The 19696-nt window shown below is 33.3% G+C and carries 17 protein-coding genes; 3 read left to right on the top strand and 14 right to left on the bottom strand.

Annotation, left to right across the window (positions count from 1 at the left end):
* Positions 1-259: 259 nt before the first annotated feature.
* Together BED47_RS01755 and BED47_RS01750 are read right to left on the bottom strand one after the other, a co-directional pair.
* The gene (locus BED47_RS01755) at positions 260-1129 is read right to left on the bottom strand and encodes a proline iminopeptidase-family hydrolase (protein WP_069032100.1); all 870 of its coding nucleotides are present in this window, start codon (positions 1127-1129) and stop codon (positions 260-262) included.
* Positions 1130-1173: 44 nt separating this feature from the next.
* Entirely contained in the window at positions 1174-1413 is a 240-nt protein-coding gene (locus BED47_RS01750; RefSeq protein WP_069032099.1) for a hypothetical protein, read from the bottom strand.
* 340 nt (positions 1414-1753) lie between these two features.
* Between BED47_RS01750 and BED47_RS01745 the strand changes: the two genes are divergently transcribed.
* Entirely contained in the window at positions 1754-2614 is an 861-nt protein-coding gene (locus BED47_RS01745) for an alpha/beta fold hydrolase (protein WP_069032098.1), read from the top strand.
* A gap of 107 nt (positions 2615-2721) precedes the next feature.
* Here the strand turns inward: BED47_RS01745 and BED47_RS01740 are convergent, their stop codons facing one another.
* The 7 genes from BED47_RS01740 to BED47_RS01710 all read right to left on the bottom strand — a co-directional run bounded on the left by BED47_RS01740 (position 2722) and on the right by BED47_RS01710 (position 10341).
* Complete coding sequence (locus tag BED47_RS01740) at positions 2722-3321, bottom strand: response regulator transcription factor (protein WP_069032097.1); 600 nt, start codon at positions 3319-3321, stop codon at positions 2722-2724.
* Positions 3318-4454: a sensor histidine kinase gene (locus BED47_RS01735; protein ID WP_069032096.1), complete on the bottom strand. Its 1137-nt coding sequence runs from the start codon at positions 4452-4454 to the stop codon at positions 3318-3320. The genes BED47_RS01740 and BED47_RS01735 overlap by 4 nt, the downstream gene beginning before the upstream one ends.
* A 92-nt stretch (positions 4455-4546) precedes the next feature.
* Positions 4547-5572 carry a fatty acid desaturase gene (locus BED47_RS01730; RefSeq protein ID WP_069032095.1) on the bottom strand — a complete coding sequence of 342 codons (1026 nt, stop codon included), beginning with the start codon at positions 5570-5572 and terminating at the stop codon, positions 4547-4549.
* An 814-nt stretch (positions 5573-6386) separates the two neighbouring features.
* Entirely contained in the window at positions 6387-6914 is a 528-nt protein-coding gene (locus BED47_RS01725; protein WP_069032094.1) for a hypothetical protein, read from the bottom strand.
* Between the two features lie 359 nt (positions 6915-7273).
* Positions 7274-7963 carry a response regulator transcription factor gene (locus BED47_RS01720; RefSeq protein WP_069032093.1) on the bottom strand — a complete coding sequence of 230 codons (690 nt, stop codon included), beginning with the start codon at positions 7961-7963 and terminating at the stop codon, positions 7274-7276.
* An 11-nt stretch (positions 7964-7974) separates the two neighbouring features.
* Positions 7975-9066 carry a sensor histidine kinase gene (locus tag BED47_RS01715; RefSeq protein WP_069032092.1) on the bottom strand — a complete coding sequence of 364 codons (1092 nt, stop codon included), beginning with the start codon at positions 9064-9066 and terminating at the stop codon, positions 7975-7977.
* Positions 9067-9297: 231 nt separating this feature from the next.
* Positions 9298-10341, bottom strand: coding sequence for an ATP synthase beta subunit C-terminal domain-containing protein (locus BED47_RS01710; RefSeq protein ID WP_069032091.1), 1044 nt, complete (start codon positions 10339-10341; stop codon positions 9298-9300).
* A gap of 376 nt (positions 10342-10717) precedes the next feature.
* Here BED47_RS01710 and BED47_RS01705 point away from each other — a divergent pair, with 376 nt between their 5' ends.
* Positions 10718-11110: a transporter gene (locus BED47_RS01705; RefSeq protein WP_069032090.1), complete on the top strand. Its 393-nt coding sequence runs from the start codon at positions 10718-10720 to the stop codon at positions 11108-11110.
* A gap of 170 nt (positions 11111-11280) precedes the next feature.
* Here the strand turns inward: BED47_RS01705 and BED47_RS01700 are convergent, their stop codons facing one another.
* Together BED47_RS01700 and BED47_RS01695 are read right to left on the bottom strand one after the other, a co-directional pair.
* Positions 11281-11817, bottom strand: coding sequence for a GNAT family N-acetyltransferase (locus tag BED47_RS01700; protein ID WP_069032089.1), 537 nt, complete (start codon positions 11815-11817; stop codon positions 11281-11283).
* 104 nt (positions 11818-11921) lie between these two features.
* Positions 11922-12812: a DMT family transporter gene (locus tag BED47_RS01695; RefSeq protein WP_254664516.1), complete on the bottom strand. Its 891-nt coding sequence runs from the start codon at positions 12810-12812 to the stop codon at positions 11922-11924.
* Between the two features lie 155 nt (positions 12813-12967).
* Here BED47_RS01695 and BED47_RS01690 point away from each other — a divergent pair, with 155 nt between their 5' ends.
* Entirely contained in the window at positions 12968-13942 is a 975-nt protein-coding gene (locus BED47_RS01690; protein WP_069032087.1) for a ring-cleaving dioxygenase, read from the top strand.
* Positions 13943-14143: 201 nt separating this feature from the next.
* Here BED47_RS01690 and BED47_RS01685 read toward each other — a convergent pair whose 3' ends face one another.
* From BED47_RS01685 to BED47_RS01675, 3 genes are all read right to left on the bottom strand, one after another.
* Positions 14144-16972, bottom strand: a complete 2829-nt coding sequence (locus BED47_RS01685; RefSeq protein WP_069032086.1) for an InlB B-repeat-containing protein — start codon at positions 16970-16972, stop codon at positions 14144-14146.
* A gap of 611 nt (positions 16973-17583) precedes the next feature.
* Positions 17584-18909, bottom strand: a complete 1326-nt coding sequence (locus tag BED47_RS01680; RefSeq protein WP_069032085.1) for a GntT/GntP/DsdX family permease — start codon at positions 18907-18909, stop codon at positions 17584-17586.
* Between the two features lie 52 nt (positions 18910-18961).
* Entirely contained in the window at positions 18962-19684 is a 723-nt protein-coding gene (locus tag BED47_RS01675) for a GntR family transcriptional regulator (RefSeq protein WP_069032084.1), read from the bottom strand.
* Positions 19685-19696 lie beyond the last annotated feature (12 nt).

Genomic DNA, 19696 nt, shown 5'->3' with positions numbered 1-19696 from the left:
TACTATAAATAAATTTTTTTCCTTTTTACATACTCATGAACTCTCTATGAGTTACTATAAATCAATTTTTCTCCTTTTTACTTACTCATGAACTCTCTATGAGTTACTATAAATCAATTTTTCTCCTTTTTACTTACTCATGAACATCCTATAATTTACTAAAACTCATATTCCCCCTAATTCCCCGCCTCATACCCTCAACGAAATCCACCATTAAAAAAACGCAAGGTAACAACCTTGCGCTTCACAATTTAATTGTTTATTCAACTTCCTTCAAAAAGCCTTCAACTACTCGAATATATTCTTCTGGCTCTTCTATGTAAGGCATATGTGCACTTTGCTCAAATACGTGGAATTTTCCATTTGGCGTTAACTCGCTGAAATATTCTGTTGATTTAGGTGTTGCTTCGTCGTATCTCCCACAAGTATACATTGTTGGGACTTGAATATTTTTTAATTTCGAAGTACAGTCAAAATCCTTTAAGTTTCCAGTAACGTGAAACTCTGATGGACCCCACATTATATTGTAAACTTCAGGATTTCTGTAGTGTTTTCCTTTTTTCAGAAATTCTGGATATGGGTCTAATCTGCAAACAAAATGCTTGTTAAATACAGCATTAGCATTTTTGTATTCGTCTGAATCTGTTGTTCCATTTTCCTCGCACTTTATTAATGTTTCTTGTACATCAAGCGGGAGTAGTTTTCGATTTTGGTCCTGGTCCTCAGCCCATAACGGGGCACTTAAACAAGGGCTAGAAAAAATTATACTTTTCACTCCAACTGGTCTCGATAAATAATAAGCTGCAGCAAGTGTTGTTCCCCATGAATGACCGAGGATATGAAACTCATCAAGCGAAAGCGCTTCTCGGATTTGCGCTAATTCTTCAACGAATCTATTAATATTCCATAAGGAGGTATCTGTTGGACGGTCTGACTTTCCACAACCTAACTGATCATAAAAAATAACTGGGCGATCTTCTGCTAATACGTGCAGACCTTGCATCGAATAATGCGAAGATCCAGGCCCTCCATGTACTACAACAACAGGGATTTTAGATGAATGCTTATTATGATACTGATACCATACCTTCCCGCCTGTTACTTCAATAAAATCCTCAATCACATTCATTTATTTCTCTCCTTTACATTCAAATCAGTATATTAATACCCATCTCAAACATTGTTTTTTTTAATAATATAAGCAAGTACCAATGGAATCAATGGAAGAAATACAACCACCCTAAACCAATTCTCTGCGCCACCAAAATATAGTGTTGGCAGTATTAAAGCAACTCCGCTCACTATTAATGTTTTCCAGGATTTTTTCCATAATCCCAAAAATAAAAGAATGAATCCAGAACTAATTAACAACCAAAAGATTAAACCTATCCAATAGAATCCAGCATGTTCCATTTAAATCACACCCTAGTCAGTTTTATGTATTACAGGAAATTTTTTTTAAGGATCATTCCAATAAAAAATAAACGATAGGTATTATTTCATAATGTATGCTTGGATAATTTCTATATTTATCTGAATTTTACCACATTTTTATTTTAAATAGAAAAACATTATGTAATTACAAATTAATCCTTATGTATACAATTTCATAACATGAATGTAATAAAGTGATTTAAAACGTTATTTTTAATTAAACTGTCTTATTCAAAGAAATTGTGAATAGTCATGAATTATTATGAGATGAAATAATATAGGAAAGTAAGACATTTAAAAGCCAATGGGGGCGATTAAATTGGCATATGTAGAACTTGATTCTCATACAAAGCTCTATTATGAAGATCATGGAGAAGGTCAAACTATTATTTTTGTTCATGGAGTTATGATGAGTAGTAAGTTTTTTCATAAACAAGTACCGTATTTTAGTAAAAATTATCGCGTCATTACTTTAGACTTACGTGCACATGGGAAGTCCTCAAAAGTTCAATATGGGCATACAGTTGCACAGTACGCTCGTGATTTAAAATGCTTTATCGAAAAACTAGATTTAAAGGATGTAATTTTAGTTGGTTGGTCAATGGGAGCTTTTGTATTGTGGGATTATGTTAATCAATTTGGGTGTAAAAATATTAAGGCGCTAACAGTTGTTGATCAATCTGCATCCGATTATATATGGCCAGATTGGGAGTTTGGAGCATTTGATTTTACGATTTTAAAAAATGTAATGCAATCGATCCAAGAAGACCAAAACAAGTTTAATAGTGATTTCATATATGGGATGTATAAGGATCAACCTGATCCAAAAGAATATAAATGGATACTAAAAGAAATGAATAAATTACCTGCAGCAATTGCAAGTACAATCGTATTTAATCAAACGGCTGTAGATTATCGGGGTACTCTTTGTAATGTTGATATTCCAACATTAATATGTTTTGGTAGTCATGGATTTTTCCCATTAGCCGCTGGTGAGTTTATTCAAAAAAAAATAAATGGTTCAAAATTTGTTCCTTTTTATAATAGTAGTCATCTTTTATTTTTGGAAGAAACAGATAAGTTCAACCAGGAGCTAGACGAATTTTTTAAGGAAGTACACAAATCTGGAAAACGAAAAACAAAATCTAGAAAAAAAGAAAAAAGAAAAGCAGGAAACTAAATGGTGAACAAGGAATGCAGGATTTAGGCGTTAAAGGATTGAAAAATTTTGTTTTCAATTCTTTCCCTACTTGCTTTTCTTGTTTTTTATTCTTCCTGCCATTAACTTCACTTAAACCAACCTTTTTCTTTTGATTGTTTTATAGCTTCGATTCTATTTTTAACTTCTAATTTATCCAAAATCATAGATATATAATTTCTAACTGTTCCTGTTTTTAGACTCAATTCATCCGCAATTTCTTGTGTGTTCTTACCATCGGCTACTAGTTCTAAAACTTCTTTTTCTCGGTCAGTTAACGGATTTTCCTCGGCGTATACATCATCCATTAGTTCCGGAGCATAGATTCTCTTCCCGGAAATTATACTTCTTATTGAGCTTGCTAACTCTTCACTTGGACTATCCTTTAATAAATAGCCCTTTACACCCGCTTTTAATGCTCTTTGAAAATAACCAGATCTAGCAAAAGTTGTTAATATAATCACTTTACAATTTAAAGGTTTTAATTCTTCTGCGGCCTCAAGTCCAGTTTTACCAGGCATTTCAATATCCATTATGCAAACGTCAGGTTGTAATTGCTTGACTAGTTTAACTGCTTCTTCTCCGTTTGATGCTTGACCAACAACTTCCATATCATCTTCTAGATTAAGTAAAGAACCAAGAGCACCTAATAGCATTCGTTGGTCTTCAGCAATTACGATCCTAATCATACTAGTTCCTCCACTTCAATTTGTTTAACATCGATTGGAACTGTCATAATTAAAGTCATTCCGTTTTCACAGCTTATCTCTAATGTCCCATTCACAAATTCGAGTCGTTCCTTCATTCCAATTAACCCATAACCGGTTGTAAACTTATCCGATTTACAACCAACTCCATTATCTATTACCGAAAAAATTATTTCATTTTTCATTTGTTTAATAGATATTTTACATAAAGTGGCATTACTATGTTTTACTACATTTGTTACGGCTTCCTTTAAGCACATACTAACAATATTTTCTGTAAGTAAGGAAACATTTGAAAGTTGAAAGTTTTCGTTACATTCAACTGTAATTTCAGCCGCATGTAGAATTTGCTTAATCCTTATTAGTTCATCTTTAATTCGAATTCCTCTCATTTGAGAAACGATTTTTCGAACCTCATTTAAAGCTGTTCTGGCCGTTTGTTGTACATCTTTTAATTCATTTTGAGCTAAATCCGGATCCTTTGTAATTAATTTTCTAGCTAAGTCACTTTTTAAGCCAATCAGTGAAAGTTTTTGACCTAGTGTATCATGTAAATCACGAGCAATTCTTTGACGTTCTTCTAGTTTTACTAGATCTGATATACGTTTATTAGCATCTACTAGCTTTTCTTCCAATTGCCCTCTTTCATTTCGACTGTAGAGACTAAATGGTAATAAAATAACGCTAATCCAAGTGATGATAATAAAAGGAAGCTGCCTAATTATTAATTCTTCTTGAAGGATAATCGTGATGTTGATTGATATTGTAGTGATGACTAAATGAAGGATATATAAAGTTAAAAATGTAGCTCGATTTTTTCTCTTTCCAATCATATAAGCTATAAAAAATGCAAAATATACATAACTAAAAAGTATATTCATTGAAGTGGAAATGATGATTAAGATTGATGACCACAGAAAAATTGACCACCCTTTAGATATGTACGCCAATCGATAGATTATAAAAAATGATATTGTTAGTAAAATTCCTATTATGATTCTTAAAGTGGAATGAGCAGAAAGAAAAATAAAATAAAATGGCGAGATTCCTAAAACTGTCCAAATATATGGTGAGATTCCGGTACTTCTTAGGAAGCCTAAATATCTTTTAAACATAAATTTACCTCATTATTCAAACATTTTGTGACCTTCTTTAACAATCTTATCATATTTTAGCAAAGTTATTCTTTATAAAATACATCGAAAGTTCAGACAGTGTCTGAACTTTCGCGATTTACTTTATAGATTGATTTTATATCTTTAAATCCTACAAATTGCTTTGTTTCTTCATCCCATAATTTGAATTTCAAAGATGTTAAACTTGTTTTTAGTGTAATCGTCGGTACATTTTGTAATGGAAGCGTATTATTATGAACTGACTCTAAATTATAATTTGGTACCCTTGGACTTAAATGATGAACATGGTGGTATCCAATATTACCAGTAATCCATTGCAATAATTTTGGAAGTTTATAAAAAGAGCTTCCTTCAACTGCTGCTTTTACATATTCCCAATTCGTATCTTCTTCAAAATAAGTGTCTTCAAATTGGTGCTGTACATAGAAAAGCCAAATTCCTAATACTGCAGAAATGAAAAAGATCGGACCTTCCACTAATAAATAATTTTCCCAACCTATTGTATAGCAAAATAACGCTGATACCCCAACAATTAAAATATTAGTTAAATAAGTGTTTAGTCTTTCTTTTAATTTTGCATCTTTTGTATTGAATCGATTTGAAATTAATACGATATAAATTGGTCCTAAACCAAACATGATTAATGGATTACGGTATAGACGATATTGTATTTTTGTCCAGGATGATGCTGCAACGTACTCTTCAACAGTTAAAACCCACATATCTCCAATTCCGCGCTTATCTAAGTTACCACTTGTCGCATGATGAATCGAATGACTATGCTTCCACTGGCTGAAAGGAAATAAGGTCACAACGCCTGTAATTGTGCCTAGAACTTTATTTGCTGTTTTATTCTTAAAAAATGATTGATGACAACAATCATGGAAGATAATAAATATCCTGATTAGGAATAGTGCAGCAACAATATCAATAAAAATTGTTAATACTACTGAAATAGAAATACTTTTATAAGCAAGATACCATAAAAAGATAAATGGAATAAAAGTATTAATCATTTGCCAAATACTAGCTTTTAAATTTGATTTTTCATAAGGAATAATTTGTTTTCGTAAACTCTTTTGATTTTCTTTTGACATTTAGAAGTTCCTTCCTAATGTTGTAACTTTTCATTATTATTTTATCCTAATTATATAAGTTATTTTTCCAAGTGGTAGTAGCAGGCGTCATATGAAAAAGATGACAAATGTCATATTAAATTAAACGCTTACTTTCAATCTTGGCTCTATAAAAACACATTAATTAGAATGTTACATTTTTTGGTAAATATGATAGTTTTTTCATAAAAAAAAGTAATACTCAAATAGTATTACTTCTTCAGAATGTTTAAAATATAAAATGGTCAATTAGGAAAACAGATAATAAATTGAACTTATTTATGAAAAATCAATTTTTAGATGATTTATTATGGTTTTAAATGTAAATATTTTGAGCAATTTTATGATTCTAATAATCACTAGTAATTATTTTTTTCAGAAGTTAAAAATATTAAATGCAAATTTTTAGAAATCAAATTCCGTTGATTACTTTAATTAAAGTTCGACATTAGTTGACCTACAAGATTTTTATTACACTCTATTAAGGTTATTTTAAGTAAAGGCTATTTGATTAGAGTTTATTGCAGACTTTTTTTCGATGAATAAGTTGATTGGAATGGAGGGGTGCTCGACTCCTATGGGATTAGCGGGAAGGCTGAGACCCCGCAGGCTTGCCGAGGAGGCTCAGGTCTCGCCCCATGGAAAGCGAGGATCCTGTAATGGAAATCAACATCACTCTACTCCTTTTACGAAAATTTGGTAATTTAATTGACAAGGTTGTTTTTCAACAGCGTGAAAAAGTGATACTCAAATAGTATTACTTCTTAATCAGTTAGAAATTTATAAAAAATAATTTTTATTGTGTTGCCACTTTTTTATTTTTTTTAATTTTACCAAAAGGTTTAAAATACGTAATGAATGTCATGAATGCTAAGCAAGTTAAGTTAAAGATTCCAGTTATTATAATTGATAGCCAGGTTGATTCAAATTTATTTTGATTAAGTGCACTCGCCCCTAATCCTTCTGCGGTTTTTACTAAATATACGAACCAATCATTAATCAAAAAGATGCCAATCAGAATAATTAAGAAAGTTAAAACGAGTTTTATAACAACCCAATAATGCTTTACTAATCCCCACTGTGTCCAAACAGAAAGTAAAATGCCAGTAACTAAAGTTGCAAGTGCAGGATATTTTAATAAATTTTCATCAATGATCTGCATACTCGATAATGTATAAATAAGCTGATCTGAGTTTTGCGCATTTTTTAAATAGAAACCTAATATTATTAAACTTAATGTACCTCCAAACCAAGCACAAACTGCTAAAACATGTACACTAACTAATATATTTTTTTTCGTTAAATTTAATTTCTTTTTAGCCACTACTCTGTTCCCTCCGTTTTCATTAATTTTATACTTTTCATCATAGTGGCTATATATAAACTTACTATTATCAATTCCTTAAATATTTCTTAAATCATTTCTTCAACGAAACTGCATTTTGATTGGCGATGGTTTACAAATAGGGAAAGGACTTATAAGGGTATGAGGACAACTAATAAATTTGTATTTTTGGGGTAACGTTGTAATTTACTTAAATAACTTTAAAGAGCACAAACAAAACTCACAAATAAGACTTGTAAATAACGAATAACACCTATGTAAGTAAATAAAAAAGAGTCATCCCTTAAGTCAGCACTACTAACTCACCAGATAACCCTTAAATTGATAAATATTTAAATTTAATCTTTAAACCGATATCCCGCTCCCCATATCGTCTCAATATAATTCGGGTTGGATGGGTCAACTTCTATTTTTTCTCGGATTTTTCGGATATGAACAGTTACAGTAGAAATATCTCCGACCGTTTCAAATCCCCAAATTCGATCAAATAGTAATTCTTTACTAAATACTTTATTTGGATTTGAAGCAAGAAAGATAAGTAGGTTAAACTCCTTTGTTGTAAATATTTTTTCTTCTCCATTAACAAGAACTTTTCTAGAATCTTTTTGAATTGTAAGTCCCCTTACTTGAAGTTCTTCTTCATTCATTTGACCTTTATTTGCTAAACGTTGATACCTTGAAAGATGAGCTTTAACTCTGGCTATTAATTCACTTGGACTAAATGGTTTCACGATAAAATCATCGGCCCCTAGACCAAATCCTCTAATTTTATCAATATCTTCTGTTTTTGCTGAAACAATTAAGATCGGGATGTCTTTACTTTCTCGGATTTTTTTACATATTTCAAAGCCATTTAATTCTGGTAACATTAAGTCAAGTATGATTAAATCATATTCCTTCGATAAAGCTTTTTGAAGTCCGCTTTTACCATTTGATTCTATTTCAACTTCAAAATCATTTATTTCTAAATAATCTCTTTGTAATAATGCGATACTTTGATCATCTTCAATAATTAAAATCTTTTTCATTTTGTCACCTTTTAGTTTGATTTCTTATTTAATGAAAGATAAATGTTTGTATATTCACCAATTTGACTTTCTGCCCATACTTCTCCACCGTGCTCTTCTATGATTCTTTTTGCAATGGCCAGCCCGAGTCCCGTCCCACCAGTTGATAGATTTCTTGATGGATCGGCTCGATAAAAACGATCAAAAATAAACGGAAGTGCCTCTTTCGAAATCCCCTTACCGTTATCATGAAATGTTATCGTTATTTTTTCTTTGTCATCTATTAATTTTATAATAATTTGTTTTTCATCTTTATCCATGTATTTCAAACTATTTTGAATGATATTTGTCATTACACGTTTGAATTGTTCTCGATCTATTAGTACTATACTATTTTCTCGATCCACATTCTTACGATAAGTAATACTTACATTTATCGGTTCTAAATCAAATTTCAATTCCTCGATCCGATCCACTAAATAATCATGAATATTTACTTCTTCAAAATGAAAGGGTACTCGTTTTAAATCTAACTTCGAATAAAGGAATAGCTCATTAATCAATTGATCCATATCCAAAGTTTTCATATAAATTGTTTCAATATATCTTTCCATTTTTTCTGGTGTGTTCGCTACGCCATCTTTAATTCCTTCAATATATCCCTTTATTGATGTAATTGGCGTTTTTAGATCATGTGAAATATTAGCAATTAATTCTTTTCGATTTTCTTCGTATTTTTTCTGTATTTCAGCTGACTCTTTTAGATTTCTTCTCATTAATTCAAAGCTAATAGCTAATTGACCGAGTTCATCATTACTAAGTGGTTTAACTTCAAAATTTAAATTTCCTTCACTAATTTGTTTAGCAGCATTAGTAAGATTTTTTACTGGTCTTAGTATAGTTCTTGAAACTAAATATGATAGCACTCCATTTGTAATTGCAAAAATAGGGACAATGATTCCGAATCGAAAAAAATAAAACGAATGTGGTGGATGATCATTAAATTTAGGCACAAAAACTTTATAGTAAAACAGACCGAGTAAAATCTCGATGAGGATAAAAGAAATGATTGGAATAACAATCATAGCAATATTAGATAAGATTAACCGTTTTCGAATCGACAATATATATTCCAACTTTCAGGCGAGTGATGAACTATTATAATATTTCATTTTTGTTACTTATTTTGGCATAGTATAATTTAGAAAAATTAATTGCCTATTATTAAATTCTTAAATAATTCTTAAATTTTATACTACCATTCGCCAGAAAACTAAATTTAGGTAAATATTAAAAAAGGTGTGACACAAGCATAAGCGTCACACTGTTCATTAAAGTAATGATGTTTTACATTTCTACAGGCTACCAATAAAATTCATTTTATCTACTTCCATCAAGTCGTAAGCACCATCAATTAGTTTTCGAACATCTTGTAAAGTATTTTGCAAATTAACAGATGCTCCTTTTGTACCTGTGAATTCTTCTGCTACGAAAAATGGTTGAGTTAAATAGGCTTCTAATAATTCACCCCGTTTATATGTTAATTTTTCATTTTCGGCTAATGAATCTAATCCATGTACTGCAACAAACGATCTCAACTCACGATATCGACGTAGTAATTTCTGAGCTGCTTTTTGCACTTGGTTGTGGGTATGGTCTGGTTGATTATCTTCTAAAACTGTAGATGTCGAATGAATAGGATTAATTGCAGGGTATTTATGTCTGAAAGCTAAGTCTGCATCAAACTGCCATAATGTTTCTAAGGGTCCGTAAGGGAAATCTTCATCCACCGCTTCCCCTTTTAAATCAACTAAAAAAGTAGTTACATCTTCAATACCGATATCTGCTAATTTTTGTTGGAGACGGTTTATATCACCAGTAATGACGTTTGAACGATCGGCTGCGAAAGCAAACTCAACATTTTTTCCCGCTTTTGCAATCGCTTCATAAACCTCATCAATTGAATAACATACTAAATTTACATCTGCTAAAATATCGTCAATTTCAGGATGCTCACCTTCTGGTTTTAGTAAAATCGTAAAATATGAATCATTCTTTAATTTATATAACATTTCAGCTAATACAACTAATTGACCCATGCCTGGTCTTGCAACTAACCCGACTGTACCACCTTTTACTAATGGAGCAAATAAATCAAGCGTTTTTATACCCGTTTCAATCATCTCAATCTTCTCCCCTCTAATAATCAGTTCATCCAATGTACATTCTGCTAAAGCGGCTAATGCGACTAGTGTTCTTACTTCTGAGCGACCAATTGGAATTTTACCAGTACATAAATTTGAAACAGTTGCTGGTCGAAGTCCAACAGATTTCGCAGAAGTAGTCAAATTCGGTACTCTACGGCGTAATAATGCGACATTCAAGCGTAAATTTTCCATTTTTCTCCTCCTTTAAGTTTAATTTATTCGAATTTACAGAATTATGCAAGTGTTTTTTACTTTATAGAGTAATTTTTTTACTTTTAAAAGTAAAAATAGGTGTTATTAACTAAAAGCGCTTTATATTTTAGAAAATAATTGGTTTACAGTAGAACTAAGAATTTCCTATCTATGAACATTAAAAAAGAGAAGTGGATCAGTCTTCTCTTTGATGTGTTTCTATATGAAATGATCATTCTATAAACCTTCATAATAATAATCTTCTTTCTATAATACCAACATCGCTAATTAAAATGGATATTTAACTATCAGCCCAAACAAATAACATTAATTTTCATACTTTAATAAGGATTAAACTAAAAAAGGAGTTGATAAAATGAACTTTTTCCCTCAATATCGGACATTTCCAGGATTTCCAGGACAACCGGGCGGATTCCCAGGGCAACCAGGTGGATTCCCAGGGCAACCGGGTGGATTTCCGGGACAACCGGGTGGCGGAGGTCAAGGCACGGCTCAAGGTCAACCGACTGCACCACCGCCTTCATTCACTCCACAAATGTCTCAAGCTACAGCATTCGCAATAGATCCAGGTGCAATTGCTGGTTGTCGATTTAGAAATACTTATGTTTGGTTGAATAATGGAGAACAATTTTGGTACTTTCCAACCTTCGTGGGCAGACAATCAGTTGCAGGCTGGAGATGGATTGGCTGGAGATGGGTTTTCTTTGGAATTGATACAAGACGAATTAGATCGTTTACGTGCTTCTAAAAACTATCGCTACTATAGCAAAAAGCCTTGTGATTAATTATCACAAGGCTTTTTAACGAAAGTCATTTCTAACTTACTAGAATATACGTTTACTTGATTTCTACCATTCATTTTAGCCAAGTACAGAGCTTTGTCGGCAAAATTCTATTATAGAAGATTAATTTTCAGTACTATTTAAGAAATAAGCCCATCATTAAAGTATTACAATACTTTCCGTTTAGATAAGTATCTTCTTTCATTACCCCTTCAATTTCAAATCCTAATTTTTTATACAATTCAATGGCTTTAAGATTATCTTCATTCGTAACTAATTGAATTTTTCGAGTTAGATCATTTTGTTTAGCCCAATCAATTAAAGATTGCATTAATAATTTCCCAATACTTAATCCCCAATATTCTTTTTTAACTACTATACCTAGCGTACCAACATGCTTTGTACGTTCCTTTTGACTGGAATTGATGGAACCGATACTTATTATTTGATCATTGTTGGTAACTAATAAAATAATTGAATTTTTTTCTTCGAATGTATCTTCTAAATATGTCTTATATTCAGCTTCATTTCTTTTAAACTCGTTTCCTCCGAATGATAAAAAATTCGTTTCTCCACCTACGATGTTATAAAATTCTATCATTGATTTAGCATCAGTTCCTGTTGCTTGACGTACTTTTACTAGATCTCCATTTTTTAAGTTTAATTCAAACATACTATTTTACCCCTTTACAAATTAAAAATAGCTGCATAAGCAGCCATCTTTAACATTTACATTTTATTAAACTACGATTCTAAATACAGTTTATCATATACCATTTAAAAATCCATTTTATTCTCAACTATCTTTCTTTTCTCACTAGTAAGAACAACTAATAGCGCTCCACCTAGTACAATAGCCCCACCTATTATTTGCAGTAAACTCATATTTTCATGGAATAGAATGGTTGAAAATGTGATTGTTACTACTGGTTCAACCATACTTAATACTGCTCCTTTTGTCGGTCCTATTCGTTTTACACCAGCAAAAAATGTCCCCATTGAGATAACACTTGATATAATCGAAATACCTAAAATTGATAGCCAACCAATCAATTTAAAGTGAATATGTATTGTGCTTGTCGATACGCCTACTAGTAAAAATGAAATGCTTGCAAATAAGGAAATATATGCACTTGTTACTAATGGAGGTACATGCATCGAGATCCTCCCACCAACAATTATGTATATTGAGTAAACAATTGCTGCAGCTAATGCTAATATGATACCGAATGGATTTATATTTTGCGCTGGAGCTCCCAACACTAGTACAATTCCAGCCAACGATAGTAAAATCGATATCATTATATTTTTTGTTAATTGCTCTTTGTTTACTAAAAATGATAGAATTGCTACAAAAATGGGATATAAATAGAGAATTAATGCTGCTAATGAAGCAGGAATATATTTTACTGAACTAAAATAAAAACTTGATTGAAGCATATACAATACTCCACCTAGTAAAACAAACAATCCTAATTGTTTTTTCGTAATTTTAACTAATTTTTTTCGAACTACTAAGTAACTAAAAAACATAATTGTCGCAAATGTAAACCTTAAAAATAATAATGTATTCACACTTACATTTTGATCATAAGCATAAAGCGCAAAAATAGGCATTAATCCAAAAGCTATTGCAGATATTAAAATTAATAAATAACCGAAATACAAAGTATTTTCCCCTTTCTGTATCATTTATCTGAATATTATAATTAATAGATATCAGTTTAACATAAATCGCTATTTCAATCTCTAGCCATTTACACTATGTACATAAAAATTATGCAAGTCATAATTTAATGATAAATTTTAAGGGAGTGATGAAAGTGGAATTATTGGGAATTCATCATGTTTCACTACTTACTACAAAGGCTGAAAAAAATTACGAGTTTTACACTAAAGTTTTAGGGATGAGACTTGTTAAGAAAACAGTAAATCAAGATAATACTTCTAGTTATCACTTATTTTACGGTGATGCAAAAGCAAATCCCGGGACAGAAATAACCTTTTTTGATATCCCTCATCTAGGAACTACATATCCAGGTCACTCGATCGTATCTTCAACTTCATTAAGAGTTGCCACAACTGAGTCACTTCATTATTGGAAAAATCGCTTTGAAGAGCTTAATATTTCACATGATAAAATAATTAAAAAAGCAAATCGAGATACACTCGCATTTCAAGATTATGAAGGTACCAGATTAATTTTAGTAGCAGATAATGGTGAAAAAGGTGTTGCGCCAGGTACTCCTTGGAATAAATCAAATATCCCAACCGAGCATGGAATACTTGGCTTAGGTCCAGTGACACTTACCGTAAAAGATTCGATTCCTACAAGTAAAACTTTAACGGATGTTTTAGGTTTTAGACTAGTTGGCACTTATCCTTCTATTGAAGAGAATTTTGCAAGTATAGAAGTTTACGAAACCGGACTAGGTGGTGCTGGAGCAGAAGTTCACTTGGAAGTAAGACCAGACTTACCGAGAGCTAGACCTGGACGAGGTAGTGTTCATCATGTAGCTTTTAGAGTACCGAACGAAGAAGAATATAATAAATGGGCTGATAAATTAAATTCACTAGGGATTACGAATTCTGGAAAAGTAGAACGCTACTATTTTAAAGCGCTTTATTTCAGAGAACCAAATCATATTTTATTCGAATTATCAACGGATACCCCTGGATTTGATGTAGATGAAAATATTGATACTTTAGGTGAACGGTTAGCATTGCCTCCATTTCTAGAGCCTAAACGCACTGAGATCGAAGCTAGTTTACGGCCATTAGATTTTAATGAACATTAATTTGAGACATGGGCAACTGATTTTAATATGATTTTACTTTAATTTCAAAAGTCATTTAGCATGCTAGACTAATTTGCAAGTAAGTTGCAACTAAAAATCAATCATCTAAATTCGCAGAGTCCCATAACAAAAAAGCGCTCAACACGAAGGTTGAGCGCTACTATTCATGACTTGTTCGGTTTTCCCATCTTTACTTGATACTTACAGTTTAGCGGATCGGATGACTGACCACCCACTGTATACTTTTTTCGTTCCCACTAATTTGTAAGCCCTCACCTTGTAGTAATACGTAGACCCTCTTTTTAAATTCGAGTTCGTCACTTGAACAGATGTTGTTGATTTAATTAGCGTATAGGAGCCACTACTTTTGGTTGCTCGATAGAGTTCGTATCCCGAAGTGCCTGTTACCTGACTCCAAACGATTTTGAGACTGGTTGAACTGGATTTTGTCACCACGATACTTTTTGGTGTAGGTGGTGTCGTGACTGTCCATTTCGCATAAAGCATCGTATTCGTTGTGACTTTATTACTTGAAAAATTCCACGGTGTTTTCAAGCTTGCCTCTTTGTACCACCCACGAAACGTGTAACCTGTTCGTTTGGGTGCTGTTGGCGCTGTGATCGTGGTGTTGTAGTCTGTTGTTTTCGCACTAACTTTACTTCCACCATTACTATTAAAATTCACTGTGTACTGATTAACTGTCCATTTCGCATAGAGCGTTGTATTTGCTGTGACTTTATCACTTGTAAAGATCCACGGTGTTTTCCCACTTGAATCTTTGAACCACCCACTAAATGTATAACCTGTTCGTTTTGGTGCTGTTGGAGCGTTAATGATTGTGTTATAGTTTGTTGTCATCGAATTAACTTGACTTCCACCAGTGCTGTTAAAGCTCACTGTGTATCGATTCAACGTCCATTTGGCATACAATATTGTATTCGCTGTGATTTTATCACTTGAAAAAACCCACGGTGTTGTCCCGTTCAATTTATACCACCCTGCAAATGTATAACCTGTTCGTCTAGGTGGTGTAGGCGCCGTTATGGTCGTGTTTTCGTAAGCAGTGGTCGGACTTACTAGACTTCCACCCGTACTATTAAAGTCCACTCTGTACGATCGAATGTTCCACTTCGCATACAGTGTCGTATCTGATTCGACTCGATCACTAGATTCGTACCATGGTTTTGTAAGATTTTCATCCTTATACCATCCACCAAATACATACCCAGTCTTCGTCGGCTGCGGTATATCTAGTCGATCAAAAAGACTGCCTTCTTCATAATATCTGTCCGAAACGAACGAACCTCCATTGCTATTGAAACTCACTTTATGATACGGAAGAGATACGATAACGAGTACTCTTGCTTTGTACTCACCAACCTCTGAGGTCGCTGTAACTGCAACCTTTCCTCTTTGAATAGCTGTTACATTCCCATTTGAATCAACGGTTGCAACCGACGGATTACTCGATGACCAATGGATGGTTTGATTAGACGCATCAACTGGTGTCACCTCTGCTGTTAGTTTCCCTGTTGTACCGATTGTCAAATACAGTGGGTCCTCAGGCAGTGTGACTTTGACATAATCGTTCACGACGATTGGAATTGTCAGTTTCTCTTCATTATTTTTCGTGGATACCCCTTCTAATACCGCTGAACCGGGACCTATCACACTAACTCCCCCGTTATAATAGGAATAGACTATTGACTGATTCGAACTGGTCCAATGAAAGGTTTCACTTGCATCCGCCGGATTAACGGTAACTAACTTGAAATCCGTACCGTAATCGACTGTTAGTTGTTGAATTTGATTAAGTGGACGAAGATCAAGTATGATGGCATAATCATCAGAAGCAGCAGAACCGACCGCTAGAATTCCGTGTTCATTTGTTGTGACACCGTTAAATTCATCATAAACCGAGCCACCAATGGTTTTTTTCCACACAACGTTACCATCACGGTCATATTGAACGAGTAATGCATCTTCTCCATCCGTATTGAGATGGTCCAAATCACCATCATTCGAGAACGCACCACCCGCAGCTAGAAACCCATCACTTGTTGGTGTGACTGCGTTAAAACCATCTGATCCACTCCCCCCGAACGTTTTCTTCCATACAACGTTTCCGTTTACATCATATTTTATAATTAATGCATCAGACGAAGCTTTTCCTGCGATGATAACTCCATCATCTGTTGTTATGATGCTATTGTACGAAGAAAAAAGGCGACCACCATATGCTTTTTTCCAAATGACATTCCCTTCTACGTCGTATTTCACGATGAATCCAGTCGGAAATCCTTCGGTCAGACCTGTTACATCTCCATCTTCTGAGCTTGTTTCTCCTACCGCGATATAGCCATCACTTGTTGTGATAACTGAGTGAAACATATCAGATTCACTACCACCAAATTTTTTAAGCCAAATTTGGTTCCCATTGTTATCATATTTGACGATAACCGCATCGCCATTCAAATAACCAGCAGTGATAAACCCATCACTTGTTGCAGTGACGGAGTTAAATGAATTTTTACTATTGACACTTCCTAGTTCATTTTTCCACTCAACGTTCCCATCACGGTCATATTTCACGATGATGGCATTTATATAACCCTCTTTTAGGGTTAAATCACCATCATTCGAAGCGGCATAGCCAACTGCTACTGTACTATCACCTGCTGTTGTAACTGCATTAAATGCATCACCGCTACTACCACCAAACGTTTTTGTCCACTTGATGTTCCCATTCGGACCATATTTCACGATGATGGCATCTTCGTACCCTTTATTAAGGCCCAATAATTCACCTTCTGTTGAGTCCGAATAACCTACTGCCACATGATCATCGCCCGTTACGGTAACAGAGTTGAAATGGTCACGCTCACTATGACCATCACCAAACATATCTAGTTTGCCGAGCATTCTTGACGGTTCATTCGCTGCTTTAACAGTTTGAATGAAGGAAGTTAAGTTACTAGTTGAAAAAAACAATAAGCAGATAAGGACAATTTTAAAAGTAGTCTTCATCATTCACACACCCTTCTAGATCGACCAACGATGTCATCGAACTTCTATTAGACAATTATATAATTGTTCAGACTATCTTGATAGAGTTTTTCTACCAATTCCTTCCTTTGATTTTTTCGAGTCTTTAAAGTTGAAACTTAGGGGTGAAACAATGCAGTTAGATGAAGAAATGCTAGAAAAGAAGATTGGACTGCAATTAAAATCCGAAAATAGCAAATAAAAATTGCAAATCTGCAATTAAAACTTGAAAACCGCAAATAAAATTAGCAAATCTGCAATTAAAAATCAAGAATCGCAAATAAACTGAATAATTACCTATGCCAGTAAGGGTATTACGAGTTAATAATTTTACAATACTAGCAACTTTGAATTGGCAAACTACCAAATATGCTCTAACACATACAAAATAGTATAAAATTCTTCTAATAACCAAAATAAAGTACGATTTTATTAACTATAGATGAAAATTATTATGAAATACCCCCACTACTTTAGATCACCAAAGCTCTGGTAATAATATCTGATGTTCTAAAAAGCGTTCTTATAAATATTGAAAAAAGAGGCGCCTTTCGTGTCAGTTAACCTGACTTTTGAGACAGCCTCTTCCTTTATTCTTAAATAAAAATATCTAATACTAATGTAAGTCCAAACGCTACAAACGAAAGAAGCGTTTCCATTACTGTCCATGTTTTGAATGTTTCTTTGACAGTTAATCCTAAGTATTCTTTTACTAACCAAAAACCTGCATCATTTACATGTGAAAACATTAGTGAACCGGCGCCAGTTGCAATAACAAGTAATTCTAAGTTTACACCTGTCATATGTGCTACTACTGGTGAAACAATTCCAGCAGCTGTTGTTAAAGCAACCGTAGCAGAACCAGTTGCTATTCTTATTAAACCTGCTACCAAGAATGCAAGTACGATTGGTGATAGTGACATTTGTTCAGCCATAGTTGCAATGGCAGTACCAACACCGCTTTCAATAAGAATTTGTTTAAATGCTCCACCTGCACCGATGATTAAGATAATTGAAGCTAAAGGTGTTAAACATTCATCCGTTAATTTTTTGATTAAAGTTTTGTCCATTCCTTGGCGATACCCTAATAAGTAATATGCTGCAAAACAAGAGATTAATAGAGCAATTACAGGGCTACCAATTAAAATGAAGAATTTAGCGATTGCACTAGGTAGGGATAAGTATGGTGTAATTACCGTTAACACCATTAGTAAAACTGGAAGTAAAATAATGAAAAATGATACTCCTGTACTTGGTAAAGCATTCGACTTCGTTTCAACTCGAATTAATTCTGGTTCACCAATTGGCGTTACACGTTTGTGAATCCATTTTGAAAAGATAGGACCTGCAATAATTGCAGTTGGAAAAGCAATGATTAATGAATAAAGTAGGACGCGTCCTAAGTCTGCATTATAAATACCAATCGCTGTCATCGCACCAGGATGTGGTGGCACTAAACCATGTACGATTGATAAACCAGCAAGTACTGGGATACCAATTAATAGAATATTTGAATTGGTAGATTTACGAATTGATATAACAAGAGGTAACAAGATTACTAGACCTACCTCAAAAAATACTGGAATTCCAATAATAAATCCTGAAAGCAACATTGCCCATGGAAGGTTTTTTACGCCGAATTTTTTGATAAAGAAATCAGCTACTTGCATTCCTGCTCCAGAATCTGACATCATTTTTCCTAAAATCGTACCTAAAGCTAAAATCCCAACAAGATGGCCGAGAACAGCGCCTACTCCTGTTTCATAAGCAGTTACAATTTTATCCATTGATACGCCAGAAAAAACGGCTAGGAAAAGGCCAGCTACTGATAAACTAATAAATGCATGCCATTTCCACCACGATACTCCTAATATAACTATAACGATTGCTACTAATGTAATTCCTATTAAATATAAATCCATTATTTCACACTCTCCCTTAGTAATCGCTTACATTTTATATAATGAAGATACATTACTGCGTTGAATCATTGTAAGTTACAACGTAATTTTGTTTGGCCGTATTATAGTACCCTTCACTGATTTCTAAAACATTTCCATCTTCATCACTAGAACGACGTATTCTTTTTAATGTGGTTGTGCCTTTTTCTAAATTTAGAATCTCACAAACATGATCCGGAGCGACCGCTACTGCAAATTCATCTCGGAAAGATTCTAATCGAATATTATTTTCTTCTAAGAAACGATATAAGGAACTGATCTGTATGTCTTCTATTTCTTCTTCTGTGACATCAATTGAAATATAGTGTGTAAAGTGAATATATGGTTCATTTTCCAGTAAATAAATCCGCTCAATTTGGACATATTTATCACCAAATACAGAATAAGGAATAGAATCCGCTGTTATTTCCGGCTTTTTTATACTCAGTACTTTTTTAGTAATATGATGTCCTTCCTCTACTAGAATTTCTGTAAAACGTTTCCCTTTTGAAAGTTTTGCGCTCGTTACATTCGCAATAACCTTTGTTCCTTTACCACTTTTCTTTTCTAAGTATCCTTCTTGAACAAGTTCTTTTATAGCATTTCTAATCGTAATTTTACTAACACTAAACTCTTCTTCTAACTGAGGTTCAGAGGGAATATTTGTGTGAATTGGATAAACTCCGTGTAAAATTCGATCCTTTATCATCTCTTTAATTTGTAAATATAACGGTCCTTTTCTACGATTCACACTCATTCCCTTACCTCT

Origin of the sequence: Gottfriedia luciferensis, from assembly GCF_001712755.1 — a bacterium.
In the GTDB taxonomy this organism is placed as follows: Bacteria; Bacillota; Bacilli; order Bacillales; family Bacillaceae_G; genus Gottfriedia; species Gottfriedia luciferensis_B.
Note: the sequence above shows the minus strand (reverse complement) of the source record. Positions and strands in the feature narration are given on the sequence as shown.